At 40.4% G+C, this 16,906-nt stretch carries 29 protein-coding genes; all 29 read right to left on the bottom strand.

What is annotated here, in order from left to right:
- Positions 1-215: 215 nt before the first annotated feature.
- The 29 genes from rpsK to fusA all read right to left on the bottom strand — a co-directional run bounded on the left by rpsK (position 216) and on the right by fusA (position 16,893).
- A complete protein-coding gene (rpsK, locus tag ACIQXN_RS20490) occupies positions 216-605 on the bottom strand; it encodes a 30S ribosomal protein S11 (protein WP_028390438.1) in 390 nt (129 codons plus the stop codon).
- 22 nt (positions 606-627) lie between these two features.
- Entirely contained in the window at positions 628-993 is a 366-nt protein-coding gene (gene rpsM / locus ACIQXN_RS20485; protein ID WP_063235804.1) for a 30S ribosomal protein S13, read from the bottom strand.
- A 22-nt stretch (positions 994-1,015) separates the two neighbouring features.
- Positions 1,016-1,129 (bottom strand): 50S ribosomal protein L36, encoded by a 114-nt coding sequence (gene rpmJ, locus ACIQXN_RS20480; RefSeq protein ID WP_003156543.1) that lies wholly within the window; start codon positions 1,127-1,129, stop codon positions 1,016-1,018.
- Positions 1,130-1,170: 41 nt separating this feature from the next.
- Positions 1,171-1,389 (bottom strand): translation initiation factor IF-1, encoded by a 219-nt coding sequence (infA, locus tag ACIQXN_RS20475; RefSeq protein ID WP_028390440.1) that lies wholly within the window; start codon positions 1,387-1,389, stop codon positions 1,171-1,173.
- A 564-nt stretch (positions 1,390-1,953) separates the two neighbouring features.
- The gene (locus ACIQXN_RS20470; protein ID WP_402971075.1) at positions 1,954-2,607 is read right to left on the bottom strand and encodes an adenylate kinase; all 654 of its coding nucleotides are present in this window, start codon (positions 2,605-2,607) and stop codon (positions 1,954-1,956) included.
- Positions 2,608-2,665: 58 nt separating this feature from the next.
- Positions 2,666-3,961, bottom strand: coding sequence for a preprotein translocase subunit SecY (secY, locus tag ACIQXN_RS20465; RefSeq protein WP_402971070.1), 1,296 nt, complete (start codon positions 3,959-3,961; stop codon positions 2,666-2,668).
- On the bottom strand, positions 3,961-4,401 hold the full coding sequence (gene rplO / locus ACIQXN_RS20460) for a 50S ribosomal protein L15 (RefSeq protein WP_402971068.1): 441 nt from the start codon (positions 4,399-4,401) through the stop codon (positions 3,961-3,963). The genes secY and rplO overlap by 1 nt, the downstream gene beginning before the upstream one ends.
- A 32-nt stretch (positions 4,402-4,433) precedes the next feature.
- On the bottom strand, positions 4,434-4,616 hold the full coding sequence (gene rpmD / locus ACIQXN_RS20455; protein WP_402971065.1) for a 50S ribosomal protein L30: 183 nt from the start codon (positions 4,614-4,616) through the stop codon (positions 4,434-4,436).
- 16 nt (positions 4,617-4,632) lie between these two features.
- Complete coding sequence (gene rpsE, locus ACIQXN_RS20450) at positions 4,633-5,133, bottom strand: 30S ribosomal protein S5 (RefSeq protein WP_402971062.1); 501 nt, start codon at positions 5,131-5,133, stop codon at positions 4,633-4,635.
- A 23-nt stretch (positions 5,134-5,156) separates the two neighbouring features.
- Positions 5,157-5,519, bottom strand: coding sequence for a 50S ribosomal protein L18 (gene rplR, locus ACIQXN_RS20445; protein ID WP_402971059.1), 363 nt, complete (start codon positions 5,517-5,519; stop codon positions 5,157-5,159).
- A gap of 32 nt (positions 5,520-5,551) precedes the next feature.
- A complete protein-coding gene (gene rplF / locus ACIQXN_RS20440; RefSeq protein ID WP_402971056.1) occupies positions 5,552-6,088 on the bottom strand; it encodes a 50S ribosomal protein L6 in 537 nt (178 codons plus the stop codon).
- A 30-nt stretch (positions 6,089-6,118) separates the two neighbouring features.
- A complete protein-coding gene (gene rpsH, locus ACIQXN_RS20435; protein ID WP_285769160.1) occupies positions 6,119-6,517 on the bottom strand; it encodes a 30S ribosomal protein S8 in 399 nt (132 codons plus the stop codon).
- Between the two features lie 30 nt (positions 6,518-6,547).
- Positions 6,548-6,733 carry a type Z 30S ribosomal protein S14 gene (locus ACIQXN_RS20430; protein ID WP_402875689.1) on the bottom strand — a complete coding sequence of 62 codons (186 nt, stop codon included), beginning with the start codon at positions 6,731-6,733 and terminating at the stop codon, positions 6,548-6,550.
- A 25-nt stretch (positions 6,734-6,758) separates the two neighbouring features.
- Positions 6,759-7,298, bottom strand: a complete 540-nt coding sequence (gene rplE, locus ACIQXN_RS20425; protein WP_402971054.1) for a 50S ribosomal protein L5 — start codon at positions 7,296-7,298, stop codon at positions 6,759-6,761.
- A gap of 29 nt (positions 7,299-7,327) precedes the next feature.
- Complete coding sequence (gene rplX / locus ACIQXN_RS20420) at positions 7,328-7,639, bottom strand: 50S ribosomal protein L24 (RefSeq protein ID WP_402971051.1); 312 nt, start codon at positions 7,637-7,639, stop codon at positions 7,328-7,330.
- 39 nt (positions 7,640-7,678) lie between these two features.
- Entirely contained in the window at positions 7,679-8,047 is a 369-nt protein-coding gene (gene rplN, locus ACIQXN_RS20415; protein WP_402875694.1) for a 50S ribosomal protein L14, read from the bottom strand.
- 41 nt (positions 8,048-8,088) lie between these two features.
- The gene (gene rpsQ / locus ACIQXN_RS20410; RefSeq protein ID WP_402875696.1) at positions 8,089-8,352 is read right to left on the bottom strand and encodes a 30S ribosomal protein S17; all 264 of its coding nucleotides are present in this window, start codon (positions 8,350-8,352) and stop codon (positions 8,089-8,091) included.
- Between the two features lie 18 nt (positions 8,353-8,370).
- Positions 8,371-8,574 (bottom strand): 50S ribosomal protein L29, encoded by a 204-nt coding sequence (gene rpmC, locus ACIQXN_RS20405; RefSeq protein WP_034305010.1) that lies wholly within the window; start codon positions 8,572-8,574, stop codon positions 8,371-8,373.
- Positions 8,564-8,998: a 50S ribosomal protein L16 gene (gene rplP / locus ACIQXN_RS20400; protein ID WP_402971048.1), complete on the bottom strand. Its 435-nt coding sequence runs from the start codon at positions 8,996-8,998 to the stop codon at positions 8,564-8,566. The genes rpmC and rplP overlap by 11 nt, the downstream gene beginning before the upstream one ends.
- A gap of 1 nt (position 8,999) precedes the next feature.
- Entirely contained in the window at positions 9,000-9,656 is a 657-nt protein-coding gene (rpsC, locus tag ACIQXN_RS20395; RefSeq protein WP_402875700.1) for a 30S ribosomal protein S3, read from the bottom strand.
- A 3-nt stretch (positions 9,657-9,659) separates the two neighbouring features.
- On the bottom strand, positions 9,660-10,001 hold the full coding sequence (gene rplV / locus ACIQXN_RS20390; RefSeq protein ID WP_061440384.1) for a 50S ribosomal protein L22: 342 nt from the start codon (positions 9,999-10,001) through the stop codon (positions 9,660-9,662).
- A 17-nt stretch (positions 10,002-10,018) separates the two neighbouring features.
- The gene (gene rpsS, locus ACIQXN_RS20385; protein WP_402971045.1) at positions 10,019-10,297 is read right to left on the bottom strand and encodes a 30S ribosomal protein S19; all 279 of its coding nucleotides are present in this window, start codon (positions 10,295-10,297) and stop codon (positions 10,019-10,021) included.
- Positions 10,298-10,357: 60 nt separating this feature from the next.
- On the bottom strand, positions 10,358-11,188 hold the full coding sequence (gene rplB / locus ACIQXN_RS20380; protein ID WP_402971042.1) for a 50S ribosomal protein L2: 831 nt from the start codon (positions 11,186-11,188) through the stop codon (positions 10,358-10,360).
- Positions 11,189-11,214: 26 nt separating this feature from the next.
- Complete coding sequence (rplW, locus tag ACIQXN_RS20375) at positions 11,215-11,499, bottom strand: 50S ribosomal protein L23 (RefSeq protein ID WP_402875704.1); 285 nt, start codon at positions 11,497-11,499, stop codon at positions 11,215-11,217.
- Entirely contained in the window at positions 11,499-12,122 is a 624-nt protein-coding gene (gene rplD / locus ACIQXN_RS20370) for a 50S ribosomal protein L4 (protein ID WP_402971039.1), read from the bottom strand. Before rplD ends, rplW begins: the two co-directional genes overlap by 1 nt.
- Positions 12,123-12,147: 25 nt before the next feature.
- Entirely contained in the window at positions 12,148-12,777 is a 630-nt protein-coding gene (rplC, locus tag ACIQXN_RS20365; protein WP_402971036.1) for a 50S ribosomal protein L3, read from the bottom strand.
- A gap of 39 nt (positions 12,778-12,816) precedes the next feature.
- The gene (gene rpsJ / locus ACIQXN_RS20360; protein ID WP_402971033.1) at positions 12,817-13,125 is read right to left on the bottom strand and encodes a 30S ribosomal protein S10; all 309 of its coding nucleotides are present in this window, start codon (positions 13,123-13,125) and stop codon (positions 12,817-12,819) included.
- 382 nt (positions 13,126-13,507) lie between these two features.
- Entirely contained in the window at positions 13,508-14,695 is a 1,188-nt protein-coding gene (gene tuf, locus ACIQXN_RS20355; RefSeq protein WP_402971030.1) for an elongation factor Tu, read from the bottom strand.
- 119 nt (positions 14,696-14,814) lie between these two features.
- Positions 14,815-16,893 carry an elongation factor G gene (gene fusA / locus ACIQXN_RS20350; RefSeq protein ID WP_402971027.1) on the bottom strand — a complete coding sequence of 693 codons (2,079 nt, stop codon included), beginning with the start codon at positions 16,891-16,893 and terminating at the stop codon, positions 14,815-14,817.
- Positions 16,894-16,906 lie beyond the last annotated feature (13 nt).

Raw genomic sequence — 16,906 nt, 5'->3', positions numbered from 1 at the left:
TTCAACCGTTTCGATTTTTGGTTTTTCTATTTCGATCATCAATAAACCCTCCTTCAAAACGTCAAAACCCCGGCAAGTAAACTTGTCACTTAACCGAAATTCCCCATGTATACGTTCCCGCTGTGCGCAACAACTGAAAAATTAATCTTCTGTAAGAACGCAAACTCAGTATTATATCCCATTATTGACAGGAATACAAAATCTATACAGAAAAATTAAACACGGCGACGTTTTGGCGGACGACATCCGTTATGTGGAACTGGAGTTACATCTTTAATTGCAGTTACTTCTAGGCCAGCAGCTTGAAGTGCACGAATAGCAGCTTCACGTCCTGCACCTGGTCCTTTAACTGTAACTTCAAGAGTTTTCATCCCATGCTCAATAGATGTTTTAGCAGCAGTTTCAGCAGCCATTTGTGCAGCGAAAGGAGTAGATTTACGAGATCCACGGAATCCTAATGCTCCAGCACTTGACCAAGAAATAGCATTACCATGAGAATCAGTGATAGTAACGATTGTGTTATTGAAAGTTGAACGAATATGTGCAATACCAGTTTCTATATTCTTTTTCACACGACGTTTACGTGTATTAGTTTTACGTGCCATGAAAAGTAACCTCCTTTACTAATTATTTTTTCTTGTTAGCTACAGTACGACGAGGTCCTTTACGCGTACGAGCATTGTTTTTTGTATTTTGTCCACGAACAGGAAGACCACGACGGTGACGTAAACCACGGTATGAACCGATTTCCATTAAACGTTTGATGTTAAGGGAAATTTCACGACGTAGATCGCCTTCTACTTTTAACTTGTCAATGATATCACGAATCTTATTTAATTCGTCTTCCGTTAAATCACGAACGCGAGTCTCTTCAGAGATACCAGCTTCTGCAAGAATTTTAATCGCAGTTTGTTTTCCAATACCATATATATATGTTAATGAGATAACAATTCGTTTGTCACGGGGAATATCTACTCCAGCAATACGTGCCATGCTTGAGTGCACCTCCTTCTATTTAGCCTTGTTTTTGTTTATGTTTAGGGTTTTCGCAAATAACCATAACTTTACCTTTTCTGCGGATAACTTTACACTTTTCGCAGATTGGTTTGACTGATGGTCTGACTTTCATTGCTATCTAACCTCCTTATACAGATCGGAGCGTAACCGGATTTATTTAAACCGGTATGTGATTCTGCCGCGAGTTAGATCATACGGGGAAAGCTCAACCGTAACTTTATCTCCAGGCAAAATGCGAATAAAGTGCATACGAATTTTACCGGATACATGAGCTAAAACAGTATGACCATTTTCTAATTCTACCTTAAACATTGCATTTGGCAAAGTCTCTTGTACTGTGCCTTCTACTTCAATTACATCGTCTTTCGCCATTAAAGTGATTCTCCCTTCTCTATGCGTGAACCTATTACAGGTACACATCTTTCCGTCAACTTTACTTCAGTCCAATTATCCTCAAAAGTCTTACAATTCTGCATCAAGTATTCACCATTTTGTAGAACCAGGCTTTAACTGAGGACCTTTATCAGCTGGACCGAAATGAGGATTTATGGGTCCTCATGTAAGTCTTGACCGATTCCGTGACCGACATACTCTCAAAAAAAGAGAAGCAATTAGTCTCGACATAGGCTTGAATAGCATGGGAGATGTTTGAAAGGCGCACGCCTGGCATAGCTACTTTCTACCCTCTATATCATGACTCTTTTAGAAAACTACTAGAGTCTTTGCATTTCTTCAACAATTTTGCCGACCGGATATGTCCATGAAGATTACTTAATACGTAATCGCCCAATTCAGGGAATACCAAGTGCAAGAACCTGATCGATAAATGTGTAAATGCTGTTGCGAAATCCATTATACCCTTTGTATGAAAGGAATGCACCAAATTTAAATAGGAAGTTATAAAAATGGTAGGATTTCAATAATCATCAAGGATAATTATTTTTGCAAAGAAGCGAGTAACACATCAATGTTTTCAAATACCTTATTAATATCTTGCTGTCCATTAATGTCGACTAAGTACCCTTTTTCTCCGTAGAAATCAAGAAGTGGCTTAGTTTGTTTCAAATTCACATCTAAGCGATTTTGAACCGTTTCTTCATTATCGTCAGCACGTTGATATAAGTCCCCGCCGCAACGGTCGCATACATCTTCTTTTGTTGGAGGATTGAAAACAAGGTGATATGTCGATCCGCATGATTTGCAAATACGACGTCCTGTCAATCTTTCCATCAAGATGCTTTTATCTACATTGATATTAATTACAAAATTAATTTTTCGGTCTAAATCAGCAAGAATGTTTTCAAGTGCCTCTGCTTGGGCCACAGTACGTGGGAACCCATCAAGTAGAAATCCTTTTAAGCAATCTTCCTTGCTTAATCGTTCACGTACAATGCCGATGGTTACTTCATCAGGAACCAACGCGCCTTTATCCATGAATGATTTAGCCTTTAAACCTAATTCTGTTCCATCTTTGATAGCTGTTCGGAACATATCTCCAGTAGAAATATGAGGGATGTTATATTTTTCTACGATTTGTTCGGCTTGAGTACCTTTACCAGCACCCGGTAGCCCCATTAAAACTAGATTCAATGTTCTTCCCCCTCAAACTCTATAATGGGTAAAGGGAACATGTCGTTCCCAAAACTCATTACTTTATAAAGCCTTTATAGTGTCTCTTCACAAGTTGTGCTTCTAGCTGTTTCATCGTATCAAGGGCAACCCCTACTATGATTAACAAACTAGTTCCGCCAATCTGAGCAGATTGTGGAAGATCAGCAAACTTAATGAAGAATACCGGTAAAACGGCAATGGCTGCTAAGAATAGTGAACCAACGAACGTTAAGCGATATAAAACACTAGTTAAATAATCTTGTGTACTCTTACCTGGACGAATCCCCGGCACATAGCCACCTTGCTTTTTCAGATTTTCAGACATTTGTTCAGGGTTAACCTGAATGAATGCATAAAAATAAGAGAAGGCAATAATAAGAGCAACATATATGATCATGCCAATTGGCTTAGTATAATCAAGGTTGTTTGAGATCCAAGTAGTCACGTCATTCTTTCCAAAGAAAGTAGCGATCGTAGTTGGAGTGATAATAAATGCAGATGCGAAGATTACCGGAATAACTCCCGCAGCATTTACTTTCAATGGTAAATGAGTAGACTGGCCACCCATTTGTGTACGACCTACCGCAGCACGCTTGGCATACTGAATAGGAATTTTACGTAATGCTTGCTGAATGAAGATTACAGCAACCACGATTGCTAATACTGCTACGATGATGAGGATAATCGTTACAATTCGTAAGAACAGTTGGTCTCCAGCATTCTCAAACTGCTGTGCATATATCTGATTTGCCGTAGTAGGCAAACTAGATACGATACCAGCAAAGATAATGATAGATATCCCATTACCAACACCTTTAGCAGTAATCAACTCTCCTAACCACAAAAGAAAAGCTGTTCCTGCCGTTAAGACAGTCGCAATAAGCAAGTATGTTGTAACCCCAGGAGATTCAATTAACGTGCCACCAGACATATTGTTAAATCCGTAAGACATACCCAAAGCTTGGATAAATCCTAGGACAATAGTGAAGTAACGTGTAAATTGAGCCAATTTACGGCGCCCTGCCTCCCCTTGTTTCGACCATTCAGTGAACTTTGGAACAACGTCCATCTGTAATAGCTGTACGATGATCGATGCCGTGATATACGGCATGATTCCCATCGCCAAAATAGAGAAGTTTTGCAGTGCTCCGCCGCCAAAGGTATTTAATAGACCAATGACGCTCATTTGATCCTGTTCAGCAAGAAAACCGGCATTCACATGCGGTACAGGAATAAATGTACCGATGCGATAGACGATTAACATGAGAAGGGTAAAAATTATCTTGTTTCTTATTTCACCCACGCGCATAAAATTGGAGATCGTGCGAAACATTAGATCACCTCTGTGTTACCGCCAGCAGCTTCGATAGCTTCTTTTGCAGTAGTAGAGAATTTGTGAGCTTTAACAGTAAGCTTTTTCTCAATGTTTCCTTTAGCAAGAATCTTGATTCCTGCTTTCTCTTTACTTACGACACCAGTCTCAAGTAAAAGAGCTGGAGTTACTTCAGTACCGTCTTCGAAAAGATTCAACGTATCAAGGTTTACGATAGCATAGTCTTTACGGTTAACGTTGGTAAATCCACGTTTAGGCAAACGTCTGAATAGAGGAGTTTGACCCCCTTCAAATCCAAGGCGTACACCGCCGCCTGAGCGAGCGTTTTGCCCTTTGTGTCCTTTACCTGCTGTTTTACCGTTACCAGATCCAATACCGCGACCTTTACGTTTACGTTCCTTACGAGAACCTTCTGCAGATTTTAACTCATGAAGTTTCATGTTGGCACCTCCTTGTTAAGTTAAAAATTATTTTATTGTTCTTTTACAGTAACAAGATGAGATACTTTGGTAATCATACCGCGAATCGCAGGGTTATCATTTTGAATAACCGTTTGATGCATTTTGTGTAAACCCAAAGTGTTAACTGTAACACGTTGATCTTCAGGACGACCGATCAAGCTGCGAGTGAGGGTAATTTCTAATTTATTAGCCATAATTCGATTTCCCTCCTTATCCTAACAGTTCTTGTACTGATTTACCACGTAACTTAGCTACGTCTTCAGCACGTTTTAATTGCTTCAATCCTTCGATTGTTGCACGAACCATATTAATAGGTGTGTTAGTACCTAATGATTTAGACAAGATATCACTTACTCCGCCTAATTCTAGGACCGCACGAACAGGACCACCAGCAATAACTCCTGTACCTTCAGATGCTGGTTTCAAAAGAATGTGACCAGCGCCAAAGTGACCATTCACAACGTGAGGAATTGTAGTTCCTACCATTGGTACAGTGATTAGATTTTTCTTAGCATCCTCAATAGCTTTACGGATTGCATCCGGAACTTCTTGAGCTTTACCAGTACCAAATCCAACATGACCGTTTTTATCACCTACAACAACTAGTGCAGTGAAACGGAAACGACGTCCGCCTTTAACAACTTTAGCTACACGATTTACTGTAACTACGCGTTCTTCAAGTTCTAATTTATTAGGATCAATGCTACGCATCTGTATATGTCCCTCCTTATCCATTAAAATTCTAAGCCGTTTTCACGAGCAGCGTCAGCTAATGCTTTAACACGACCATGGAAGAGGTAACCACCGCGGTCAAATACCACAGCTTTTAAACCTTTTTCAATAGCACGTTTCGCAATAAGTTCGCCAACTTTTTGAGCTGCTTCAGCGTTGCTAGTAGCTTCGATGCCGATCTCTTTATCAAGAGTAGAAGCACTTGCTAATGTTACGCCTTTTGCATCGTCAATCAATTGTGCGTAAATGTGTTTGTTCGAACGGAACACATTTAAACGAGGACGAGCTTCCGTTCCAGAAATCTTTGCACGTACACGTGCATGTCGTTTCTGACGAGTAGCATTTTTATCAAGCTTCGTAATCATTTACGTCACTCCTTTCGTTTACTTAAGCAGCATTACTTACCAGTTTTACCTTCTTTACGACGAACGAATTCGCCAACGTAACGAATACCTTTACCTTTATACGGCTCAGGTGGGCGAGTATCACGAATATTAGCTGCAAGAGCACCTACACGTTCTTTACTAGCACCTTTAACGATTACTTTTGTATTAGAAGGAACTTCGACTTCAACGCCTGCTTCTGGTTCTATTTCTACAGGGTGAGAATATCCTACGTTAAGGATAAGCTTTTTACCTTGCATTTGAGCACGGTAACCAACCCCAATAAGTTCTAGTGATTTTTCGAATCCTTTTGAAACTCCTTCAATCATGTTAGCGATAAGAGCGCGAGTAGTACCGTGTAAAGAACGGTGAGCTTTCTCGTCAGACGGGCGTGTAACAGTTAGCACGTTCTCTTCAACAACGATTGAAAGATCAGGATTAAATGATCTTGTTAATTCACCTTTAGGGCCTTTAACTGTAACTTCACTTCCGTTAACAGTAACAGTAACGCCAGCAGGGATTTCAACAGGTTTTTTACCTATACGAGACATATTGTGCACCTCCATTCTTGTGAAAATGTATTACCAAACGTATGCTAAAACTTCTCCGCCAACTTGTTTAGAGCGAGCTTCCTTGTCTGTTAAAACTCCGTGAGAAGTAGAAACAATTGCGATACCTAAACCGTTTAGAACGCGTGGTACCTCTCCAGTTTTTGCATATACACGCAAACCAGGTTTGCTGATACGTTTCAGACCAGTGATAACACGTTCGTTGTTTGCACCGTATTTTAAGAAGATACGGATGATACCTTGTTTGTTGTCTTCGATTAATTCAAAGTCACGTACGAAGCCCTCACGCTTTAAGATCTCAGCAATTTCCTTTTTGATCTTTGAAGCAGGAACTTCTAGTTTTTCGTGACGAACCATATTCGCATTACGGATGCGAGTAAGCATATCTGCAATAGGATCTGTCATGACCATTTTATTTTACCTCCTTCCCAAACTCGGGTTTTACCAGCTAGCTTTTTTAACGCCAGGAATTTGTCCTTTATGTGCAAGTTCGCGGAAACAAATACGACAAAGTTTAAATTTACGGATTACAGAATGTGGACGGCCGCAACGTTCGCAACGTGTATATTCTTGTACTTTAAACTTTTGTTCGCGTTTTTGCTTTACGATCATAGACTTTTTAGCCACGATTTCGCCTCCCTTTATTTAGAGATTACTTTTGGAACGGCATTCCAACTTGAGTAAGTAGTTCACGAGCTTCTTCGTCAGTGTTGGCTGTCGTTACGATAACGATATCCATACCACGAACTTTGCTCACTTTATCGTAATCAATCTCAGGGAAGATAAGTTGTTCTTTAACACCTAATGTGTAGTTTCCACGTCCGTCAAAAGATTTCTTTGAAACGCCACGGAAATCACGCACACGTGGTAAAGATACAGATACTAGCTTATCAAGGAATTGATACATACGCTCTCCACGTAGTGTAACCTTCGCTCCGATAGGCATACCTTCACGCAAACGGAATCCTGCGATTGATTTTTTAGCTTTAGTGATTACTGGTTTTTGACCAGCAAGTAGTGTTAATTCTTCAACTGCTGTATCTAAAGCTTTTGAGTTAGATACTGCGTCACCAACACCCATATTAATAACGATCTTTTCAATGCTTGGTACTTGCATTACTGATTGATAGTTGAATTTACCCATCAATGATGGTGTAATTTCGCTTTTATATTTTTCTTTAAGGCGGCTCATTGCTTCGTGTACCTCCCTTCATTTATGACTTATTTATCTAAAGATTCACCTGATATTTTAGCTACGCGTACTTTCTTGCCGTTTTCAATCTTATATCCAACACGAGTCGGTTTACCTGTTTTCAGATCAAGAGGCATTACATTGGATACGTGAATAGCAGCTTCTCTGCTGATAATTCCACCTTGTGGATTAACTTGAGATGGCTTAGAATGCTTTTTCACGATATTAATTCCTTCAACAAGCACACGATTTTGTTTCGGATATGCTTCAAGAATTGTTCCTTGTTTGCCTTTGTCCTTACCAGAGATGACTACGACTTTGTCACCTTTTTTAACATGCATTAGCTTGGCACCTCCTTGAAAGGCTTTACGAAATTTAACTTATAAAACTTCTGGAGCTAGAGAAACGATCTTCATGAAACTGTTATCACGTAATTCACGGGCAACAGGTCCAAAAATACGAGTTCCACGTGGGCTCTTATCGTCACGGATAATTACACATGCGTTCTCATCGAAACGAATGTAAGAACCGTCAGGACGACGCATACCACGTTTTGTACGAACAACAACAGCCTTAACGACTTCACCTTTTTTAACAACGCCTCCAGGTGTTGCTTGTTTTACGGTACAAACAATAACGTCGCCGATATTAGCATACTTACGTCCAGAACCACCTAGTACTTTAATAGCTAGGACTTCACGAGCACCTGAATTGTCAGCGACTTTTAAACGAGATTCTTGTTGAATCATGTACGGTACCTCCCTTCGGAATTAACTTAATCCGAATTAAATTAAATGATTACTGATTTTTCTACAACTTCTAAAAGACGGAAGCGCTTTGTAGCTGAAAGTGGACGAGTTTCCATGATACGTACAACGTCGCCTGCTTTAGCTTCATTCAGCTCGTCATGTGCTTTTAACTTTTTAGAGTATTTTACGCGTTTACCGTATAAAGAATGCTTTTTATAGGTTTCTACAACGACTGTTACGGTTTTATCCATTTTGTCGGATACTACGCGGCCAGTGTAGACTTTGCGTTGGTTGCGTTCGCTCATTATGCAAACCTCCATTCATTATCGATTAGTGACACCGATCTCTCTTTGACGAACAACTGTTTTCATACGAGCGATCGATTTGCGAACTTCACGGATGCGAGCTGTATTTTCAAGTTGTCCAGTAGCTAACTGGAAACGAAGATTAAATAGTTCTTCTTTAAGAGATTTTAGTTTTTGTTCAATTTCAGCAGTGGTTAGGTCTTTGATTTCATTAGCTTTCATTTGTTTCACCACCAATTTCCTCTCTTTTTACAAACTTACATTTGATAGGAAGTTTGTGTGCTGCAAGGCGCAATGCTTCTCTTGCCACCTCTTCAGATACACCAGAGATTTCAAACAATACTTTGCCCGGTTTAACGACTGCTACCCAACCTTCAGGAGCACCTTTACCGGAACCCATCCGTACTTCAAGCGGCTTAGCTGTGTAAGGTTTGCTTGGGAAGATCTTGATCCAAACTTTTCCTCCACGCTTCATGTAACGAGTCATCGCTATACGAGCAGCTTCGATTTGACGGTTAGTGATCCAGGAAGCTTCTTGAGCTTGAAGTCCAAATTCTCCAAAATGAACTTCACGGCCGCCTTTAGCCATCCCTCTCATCTTACCGCGGTGTTCACGACGGTATTTTACGCGTTTTGGCAATAACATATTATTTTCCTCCTTCCTCAGATTTCTTCTTAGTAGGAAGAACTTCTCCACGGTAGATCCAAACTTTCACGCCTAGCTTCCCGTAAGTAGTATCTGCTTCAGCATGAGCATAATCTATGTCAGCACGAAGTGTGTGAAGTGGAACTGTTCCTTCGCTGTAGTGTTCAGCACGAGCAATATCTGCACCGCCAAGACGACCAGAAACTTGAGTTTTGATTCCTTTAGCGCCTGAACGCATAGTGCGTTGGATAGCTTGTTTTTGAGCACGACGGAATGAAACACGGTTTTCTAATTGACGAGCGATGTTTTCAGCAACCAATTTCGCATCAAGATCTGCTCTTTTGATTTCGATGATATTGATGTGAACTCTTTTGCCTGTTAATTGGTTTAATGCTTTACGAAGTGCTTCAACTTCAGTACCGCCCTTACCGATAACCATTCCTGGTTTAGCAGTATGAACTGATACATTGATGCGGTTAGCTGCACGTTCGATTTCAACCTTGGATACAGAAGCATCACTTAGACGTTTCGCGATATATTCACGAACTCTAAGGTCTTCATGCAAAAGAACTGCGTAGTCTTTATCAGCGTACCATTTGGATTCCCAATCACGGATGATCCCGATACGCATACCGACTGGATTTACCTTTTGACCCACAGATTACCCCTCCTTCTTTTCTGATACAACGATTGTAATATGACTAGTACGTTTGTTAATTGCACTCGCACGACCTTGAGCGCGAGGACGGAAACGTTTTAATGTTGGTCCTTCGTTAACGTATGCCTCTGAAACGACTAGGTTATTGATATCCATTTCGTAGTTATGTTCTGCATTTGCGATAGCAGATTTCAGAATTTTTTCTACGACTGGAGAAGCAGATTTTGGTGTTAAGCGAAGAATCGCTACTGCTTCACCTACTTGTTTTCCTCGAATTAAGTCTGCGACTAAACGCACTTTACGAGGAGCAATACGAACTGTTCTAGCGACAGCTTTTGCTTGCATGAGATGCCCTCCTCTCATTAACGTCTTGTTTTCTTGTCATCACTTGCGTGACCTTTATAAGTGCGTGTAGGCGCGAATTCGCCTAGTTTGTGACCTACCATGTCTTCAGTTACATAAACCGGCACATGCTTACGACCATCATAAACAGCGATAGTATGTCCGATGAATTGCGGGAAGATTGTTGAACGACGAGACCAAGTTTTAACTACCTGTTTCTTGTCAGTTTCATTTAATTTTTCAACTTTTACCAATAAATGATCATCAACAAAAGGCCCTTTTTTTAAGCTACGACCCATGCGAGTACCTCCCTTCGTGATCGTTCTACGGTCCGATTAATGAACCGTAGCTCAACCCCGTTATTTTTTACGACGACGAACGATAAATTTATCGGATTTATTTTTCTTCTTACGTGTTTTGAATCCAAGAGTTGGTTTACCCCAAGGAGACATTGGTGATTTACGTCCGATTGGTGCTTTACCTTCACCACCACCGTGTGGGTGATCATTCGGGTTCATTACTGATCCACGTACAGTTGGACGTTTACCTAACCAACGATTACGACCAGCTTTACCAATGTTGATAAGTTCATGTTGTTCATTACCAACTTGACCGATAGTAGCGCGACAAGTAGCAAGAATCATACGAACCTCACCAGAATTTAAACGTACAAGAACATAACGACCTTCTTTACCAAGTACTTGTGCAGATGTTCCTGCAGAACGGACTAATTGTCCACCTTTTCCTGGTTTTAGTTCGATGTTATGAATTACTGTACCAACTGGGATGTTAATTAGAGGAAGTGCGTTACCCACTTTGATGTCGGCTTCTGGGCCTGACATAACTTCCAAACCTACTTCTAGGTTTTTAGGAGCTAGGATATAACGTTTTTCTCCATCAACGTAATTAATTAATGCAATGTTTGCAGAACGATTTGGATCGTACTCAATAGTAGCAACGCGTCCTGGTATACCATCTTTATTCCGTTTGAAATCGATGATACGGTATTGACGCTTATGGCCGCCACCTTGATGACGAACTGTTAACTTACCTTGGTTATTACGGCCGCCTTTGCTGTGTAAAGGAGCAAGTAATGATTTTTCGGGTTTGTCTGTAGTAATCTCAGCAAAATCCGAAGTTGTCATATTACGTCGACCGTTAGAGGTAGGTTTATACTTCTTAATCGCCATTTGTATTTCCCTCCTTCTCTAATGAATTAAGCTTCGAATAGCTCGATTTCTTTGCTGTCAGCAGTTAATTTAACAATAGCTTTACGGCGCTTGTTAGTATAGCCTGCATGTTTGCCCATGCGTTTGAATTTACCTTTGTAGTTCATGATATTTACCTTTTCAACTTTTACGCCGAAAACTTCTTGAACCGCATCTTTAACTTGAGTTTTGTTAGCTCTAACATCAACTTCAAAAGTATACTTCTTTTCAGCCATAGCGTCTGAAGAAGCTTCTGTGATTACGGGGCGCTTAATGATATCGCGTGCATCCATTATGCAAGCACCTCCTCTACTTTTTCGACAGCTGATTTAGTCAAGATCAATTTGTTGTGTGAAACAACATCAAGAACATTAAGACCAACAGCTTCAACTACAGTAACACCTGGGATGTTACGTGCAGAAAGAGCAACTTTCTCATCTAAACCGTCAGTAACGATCAACGTTTTAGTATCTACAGAAAGATTTTTAAGTACAGCAACAAATTCTTTCGTCTTTGGAGCTTCGAAAGTCAAGCTTTCAAGTACTAAGATATTCTCTTCCAATGCCTTTGCAGACAATGCAGATTTAATAGCTAAACGACGTACCTTTTTAGGTAGCTTGTAAGAGTATGATCTTGGAGTTGGTCCAAAAACAACACCACCGCCACGCCATTGTGGAGAACGGATAGAACCTTGACGCGCACGTCCAGTTCCTTTTTGTTTCCAAGGTTTACGTCCACCGCCTGCAACTTCAGAACGGTTTTTAACTTTATGAGTTCCTTGGCGTAAGGAAGCTCGTTGCATGATGATTGCTTCAAATAATACATGATTATTAGGTTCGATACCAAAGATGGATTCGTTTAGCTCGATGTCGCCAACTTGTGAACCTGTTTGGTTGAACAATGTAACTTTTGGCATTCTATTGCTCCTCCTTTCTCAGAAATTACTTTGCTTTAACAGCAGATTTAACTTTGATCAGTGCTTTTCTAGCACCAGGTACATTACCTTTGACCAATAGTAGGTTACGTTCAACGTCAACTTTAACGATAGCTAAGTTCTGAACAGTAATTTGTTCCCCACCCATACGTCCTGGTAATAGTTTACCTTTGAATACGCGGTTTGGAGCAACAGGACCCATTGAACCTGGGCGACGGTGGTAACGAGAACCATGAGTCATCGGTCCGCGAGATTGTCCGTGGCGTTTAATAGCACCTTGGAAACCTTTACCTTTTGAAATACCTACCACGTCTACTAAATCGCCTTCTGCGAAAATACTAACATTGACTTCTTGACCGATCTCATATGCAGCAAGATCCGTTCCGCGGAATTCGCGAATGAAGCGCTTAGGAGTAGTATTTGCTTTTTCAACGTGTCCCTTTTCAGGTTTGTTAGAAAGCTTTTCACGTTTGTTTTCAAAACCAACTTGAATTGCTTCATAACCGTCAGTTTCAACAGTTTTCTTTTGAAGTACTACATTGTTAGCAGCTTCGATAACTGTTACCGGGATAAGTTCGCCATTTTCAGCAAAAACTTGAGTCATACCGATTTTTCTTCCTAAGATTCCTTTGGTCATAAGTCACACCTCCTAGAGTAATTGTTCTTATTATATAAATTATAATTTAATTTCAATGTCAACGCCTGATGGTAAATCTAAACGCATCAATGAATCAACTGTTTGTGGAGTCGGATTAACGATATCGATAAGACGTTTATGCGTACGCATTTCGAATTGTTCGCGAGAATCTTTATATTTATGAACCGCACGAAGGACCGTGTATACAGATCTTTCAGTTGGCAATGGAATTGGACCAGCTACAGTCGCACCAGAACGTTTTGCAGTTTCAACAATCTTCTCAGCAGATTGATCAAGGATTCTGTGATCATATGCTTTCAAACGAATACGAATTTTTTGTTTTGCCATAATTTTCCCTCCTTTTCGCCTATTTTATAAATAGACTTTCTCAATGGAAATTTCCCACACACTCGCCATGGCAAAGCGGCCGGGTGTGTCAGCAACCTTCCATATCATCGCAGTCAAAGACCAACATTGTCTATTATACATCACACACAAGTTAAAAGCAAGTTAAACTTAAATCTTTCTTGTGCAACACACTTTTATTATTATACATACAATCATTAGGATTTACAAGTAGATTCTACATCTCTATTTATAACCAGTTTCTTCTATTATAAAATACCATCCATAACTAGTATTCAAATAGCTTTGTAATACAAAAAAAAGCAGATGGCGTCCCATCTGCTTCTCCGGAAGGCGTCCCTTCCAATATTCGATTTAGAATCGATTACTCTTGGATTGTAGCAACTACGCCAGCGCCTACAGTACGTCCACCCTCACGGATAGAGAATTTAGTACCTTCTTCGATAGCGATTGGAGCGATTAGTTCTACAGACATTTCAATGTTATCTCCAGGCATAACCATTTCTACGCCTTCAGGAAGGTTACAAATACCAGTTACATCAGTTGTACGGAAGTAGAACTGAGGACGGTAGTTTGTGAAGAATGGAGTATGACGTCCACCTTCTTCTTTAGAAAGAACATAAACTTCAGCTTTGAATTTGCTGTGTGGAGTAATTGTATTTGGTTTAGCAAGTACTTGTCCACGTTGGATATCTTCACGGGAAACACCACGAAGTAGAGCTCCGATGTTGTCACCAGCTTCAGCATAATCAAGAAGTTTACGGAACATTTCAACACCAGTTACAGTTGTTGGTTTTGCTTCTTCGTTGAAACCGATGATGTCAACAACGTCACCGACTTTAACTTGTCCACGTTCAACACGTCCTGTAGCAACTGTTCCACGACCAGTGATTGAGAATACATCCTCAACTGGCATCATGAATGGTTTTTCAGTGTCACGAGTTGGTTCTGGAATGTACTCGTCAACAGCTGTCATTAATTCATGAATTTTTTCTTCCCAAGCAGCTTCGCCTTCAAGAGCTTTAAGTGCAGATCCTTTGATAACTGGAATGTCATCGCCAGGGAAATCGTATTCAGAAAGAAGGTCACGAATTTCCATTTCTACTAGTTCAAGAAGTTCTTCGTCATCAACCATGTCGCATTTGTTCATGAATACAACAAGGAATGGAACACCAACTTGTTTAGAAAGTAGGATGTGCTCACGTGTTTGAGGCATTGGGCCATCAGCAGCAGATACTACTAAGATACCGCCATCCATTTGTGCAGCACCAGTGATCATGTTTTTAACATAGTCAGCATGTCCTGGGCAGTCAACGTGTGCGTAGTGACGAGTAGCAGTTTCGTACTCAACGTGTGCTGTAGAGATTGTGATACCACGTTCTCTTTCTTCTGGTGCACCATCAATTTGGTCATAAGCGCGTGCTTCTGCTCCACCTGATTTAGCAAGTACAGTAGTGATTGCAGCAGTTAAAGTAGTTTTACCATGGTCAACGTGTCCAATTGTTCCAACGTTAACATGCGGTTTTGAACGATCAAATTTAGCTTTTCCCATTAGGAATTCCTCCTTAAAAATATAAAAATAGTTTAAGTATATAGGGGCTGTGGGAGAAGAAAAATTCTTCCAACACAGCTTACATAAGTAGTTATACTTTAATAAGAGATGAAAATCAATTATTCACCTTTATTTTTTTTGATGATTTCTTCAGAAATGCTCTTAGGTACTTCTTCATAGTGATCGAAGTGCATAGAGAATGTTCCGCGTCCTTGTGTGTTTGAACGTAGAGATGTTGCATATCCGAACATTTCAGATAGTGGAACCATCGCTTTAACCATTTGAGTGTTTCCGCGAGCTTCCATACCTTCTACGCGACCACGACGAGATGTAATATCTCCCATGATGTCACCTAGGTAATCTTCAGGAATAACAACTTCTACTTTCATGATTGGTTCAAGGATAACCGGTTTACATTTAGAAGCAGCATTTTTAAGCGCCATAGAAGCAGCGATTTTAAATGCCATTTCATTGGAGTCAACATCATGGTAAGAACCATCGAATAATTTTGCTTTAATATCAACTAATGGGTAACCAGCAAGTACTCCACGATCAAGTGAATCAACTAATCCAGCTTGTACAGCAGGGATATACTCACGTGGTACTACACCACCAACGATAGCATTTTCAAATTCGAAGCCTTTACCTTCTTCGTTTGGTCCAAATTCAATCCAAACGTGTCCGAATTGTCCACGTCCACCTGATTGACGAACGAATTTACCTTCGACTTTAGCTGAACCACGGAAAGTTTCACGGTAGGCAACTTGAGGAGCACCAACGTTAGCTTCCACTCTGAACTCACGACGCATACGGTCAACAAGGATGTCCAAGTGAAGCTCACCCATACCAGCGATAATTGTTTGACCAGTTTCTTGGTCAGTATGCGCACGGAATGTTGGATCTTCGTCTTGTAGCTTTTGTAAAGCTTGTGACATTTTGTCTTGGTCTGCTTTAGATTTAGGTTCAACAGAAAGTGAGATAACTGGTTCTGGGAATACCATGGACTCAAGAATAACTTGTTGCTTGTCATCACATAGTGTATCTCCAGTAGTTGTATCTTTCAAACCAACAGCTGCAGCGATATCCCCAGCATATACTGTAGAAATCTCTTCACGGCTGTTTGCGTGCATTTGAAGGATACGTCCAATACGTTCACGTTTACCTTTTGTTGAGTTGATTACATAAGAACCTGATTCTAATGTACCTGAGTACACACGGAAGAATGTAAGCTTACCAACATAAGGATCTGTCATTACTTTAAACGCTAGTGCAGAGAACGGTTCAGAATCATCTGAATGACGTTCTACTTCTTCTTCAGTATCAGGAAGAGTACCTTTGATTGCCGGTACGTCCAATGGAGAAGGAAGGAAGTCAATAACGTTATCAAGCATTAATTGAACACCTTTGTTTTTGAATGCTGATCCACAGATAACTGGGAAGAATTCAACATTAACGGTTGCAGTACGGATAGCAGCTTTTAATTCAGGAATACTGATTTCTTCGCCACCAAGGTATTTTTCCATTAATTCTTCATTAACTTCAGCTACCGCTTCAATTAACTTTTCACGGTATTCTTCAGCTAATTCACGGTGTTCTTCAGGAATTTCACCAACAGTGATATCTGTTCCTAAATCATTAGCATAGAAATGAGCTTTCATTTCAATTAAGTCAATGATTGCGGAGAAGTTATCTTCAGCACCGATTGGTAATTGTACCGGATGAGCGTTTGCTTGCAAACGATCATGGATAGTTCCTACTGAATATAGGAAATCCGCACCGATTTTGTCCATTTTGTTTACGAATACGACACGTGGTACACCGTATGTCGTAGCTTGACGCCAAACTGTTTCAGTTTGAGGTTCAACACCTGATTGTGCATCAAGTACTGCTACAGCACCATCAAGTACACGTAGGGAACGTTCAACTTCAACAGTGAAGTCTACGTGACCTGGAGTATCGATGATGTTTACGCGGTGACCTTTCCACTGTGCAGTTGTTGCAGCAGAGGTGATCGTGATTCCACGTTCTTGTTCTTGTTCCATCCAGTCCATTTGTGAAGCACCTTCGTGTGTTTCACCAATTTTATGGATTTTACCAGTATAGTAAAGAACGCGTTCTGTTGTAGTCGTTTTACCAGCATCAATATGTGCCATGATACCGATATTACGAGTATTCGCTAAGGAGAACTCTCTTGCCATTTGTCTTTCTCCT

Origin of the sequence: Peribacillus sp. NPDC097295 (genome assembly GCF_044761665.1) — a bacterium.
Taxonomy (GTDB): Bacteria; Bacillota; Bacilli; order Bacillales; family DSM-1321; genus Peribacillus.
Note: the sequence above shows the minus strand (reverse complement) of the source record. Positions and strands in the feature narration are given on the sequence as shown.

What these genes read in the sequence shown, in the direction of transcription:
- rpsK (WP_028390438.1), bottom strand. Translation starts at nt 605, where the DNA reads ATGGCACGTAAAACTAATACACGTAAACGTCGTGTGAAAAAGAATATA.
- rpsM (WP_063235804.1), bottom strand. Translation starts at nt 993, where the DNA reads ATGGCACGTATTGCTGGAGTAGATATTCCCCGTGACAAACGAATTGTT.
- rpmJ (WP_003156543.1), bottom strand. Translation starts at nt 1,129, where the DNA reads ATGAAAGTCAGACCATCAGTCAAACCAATCTGCGAAAAGTGTAAAGTT.
- infA (WP_028390440.1), bottom strand. Translation starts at nt 1,389, where the DNA reads ATGGCGAAAGACGATGTAATTGAAGTAGAAGGCACAGTACAAGAGACT.
- secY (WP_402971070.1), bottom strand. Translation starts at nt 3,961, where the DNA reads ATGTTTCGCACGATCTCCAATTTTATGCGCGTGGGTGAAATAAGAAAC.
- rplO (WP_402971068.1), bottom strand. Translation starts at nt 4,401, where the DNA reads ATGAAACTTCATGAGTTAAAATCTGCAGAAGGTTCTCGTAAGGAACGT.
- rpmD (WP_402971065.1), bottom strand. Translation starts at nt 4,616, where the DNA reads ATGGCTAATAAATTAGAAATTACCCTCACTCGCAGCTTGATCGGTCGT.
- rpsE (WP_402971062.1), bottom strand. Translation starts at nt 5,133, where the DNA reads ATGCGTAGCATTGATCCTAATAAATTAGAACTTGAAGAACGCGTAGTT.
- rplR (WP_402971059.1), bottom strand. Translation starts at nt 5,519, where the DNA reads ATGATTACGAAGCTTGATAAAAATGCTACTCGTCAGAAACGACATGCA.
- rplF (WP_402971056.1), bottom strand. Translation starts at nt 6,088, where the DNA reads ATGTCTCGTATAGGTAAAAAACCTGTTGAAATCCCTGCTGGCGTTACT.
- rpsH (WP_285769160.1), bottom strand. Translation starts at nt 6,517, where the DNA reads ATGGTCATGACAGATCCTATTGCAGATATGCTTACTCGCATCCGTAAT.
- rplE (WP_402971054.1), bottom strand. Translation starts at nt 7,298, where the DNA reads ATGAGCCGCCTTAAAGAAAAATATAAAAGCGAAATTACACCATCATTG.
- rplX (WP_402971051.1), bottom strand. Translation starts at nt 7,639, where the DNA reads ATGCATGTTAAAAAAGGTGACAAAGTCGTAGTCATCTCTGGTAAGGAC.
- rplN (WP_402875694.1), bottom strand. Translation starts at nt 8,047, where the DNA reads ATGATTCAACAAGAATCTCGTTTAAAAGTCGCTGACAATTCAGGTGCT.
- rpsQ (WP_402875696.1), bottom strand. Translation starts at nt 8,352, where the DNA reads ATGAGCGAACGCAACCAACGCAAAGTCTACACTGGCCGCGTAGTATCC.
- rpmC (WP_034305010.1), bottom strand. Translation starts at nt 8,574, where the DNA reads ATGAAAGCTAATGAAATCAAAGACCTAACCACTGCTGAAATTGAACAA.
- rplP (WP_402971048.1), bottom strand. Translation starts at nt 8,998, where the DNA reads ATGTTATTGCCAAAACGCGTAAAATACCGTCGTGAACACCGCGGTAAG.
- rplV (WP_061440384.1), bottom strand. Translation starts at nt 10,001, where the DNA reads ATGCAAGCAAAAGCTGTCGCTAGAACAGTTCGTATTGCTCCTCGTAAA.
- rpsS (WP_402971045.1), bottom strand. Translation starts at nt 10,297, where the DNA reads ATGGGTCGTAGCTTAAAAAAAGGGCCTTTTGTTGATGATCATTTATTG.
- rplB (WP_402971042.1), bottom strand. Translation starts at nt 11,188, where the DNA reads ATGGCGATTAAGAAGTATAAACCTACCTCTAACGGTCGACGTAATATG.
- rplW (WP_402875704.1), bottom strand. Translation starts at nt 11,499, where the DNA reads ATGGATGCACGCGATATCATTAAGCGCCCCGTAATCACAGAAGCTTCT.
- rplD (WP_402971039.1), bottom strand. Translation starts at nt 12,122, where the DNA reads ATGCCAAAAGTTACATTGTTCAACCAAACAGGTTCACAAGTTGGCGAC.
- rplC (WP_402971036.1), bottom strand. Translation starts at nt 12,777, where the DNA reads ATGACCAAAGGAATCTTAGGAAGAAAAATCGGTATGACTCAAGTTTTT.
- rpsJ (WP_402971033.1), bottom strand. Translation starts at nt 13,125, where the DNA reads ATGGCAAAACAAAAAATTCGTATTCGTTTGAAAGCATATGATCACAGA.
- tuf (WP_402971030.1), bottom strand. Translation starts at nt 14,695, where the DNA reads ATGGGAAAAGCTAAATTTGATCGTTCAAAACCGCATGTTAACGTTGGA.
- fusA (WP_402971027.1), bottom strand. Translation starts at nt 16,893, where the DNA reads ATGGCAAGAGAGTTCTCCTTAGCGAATACTCGTAATATCGGTATCATG.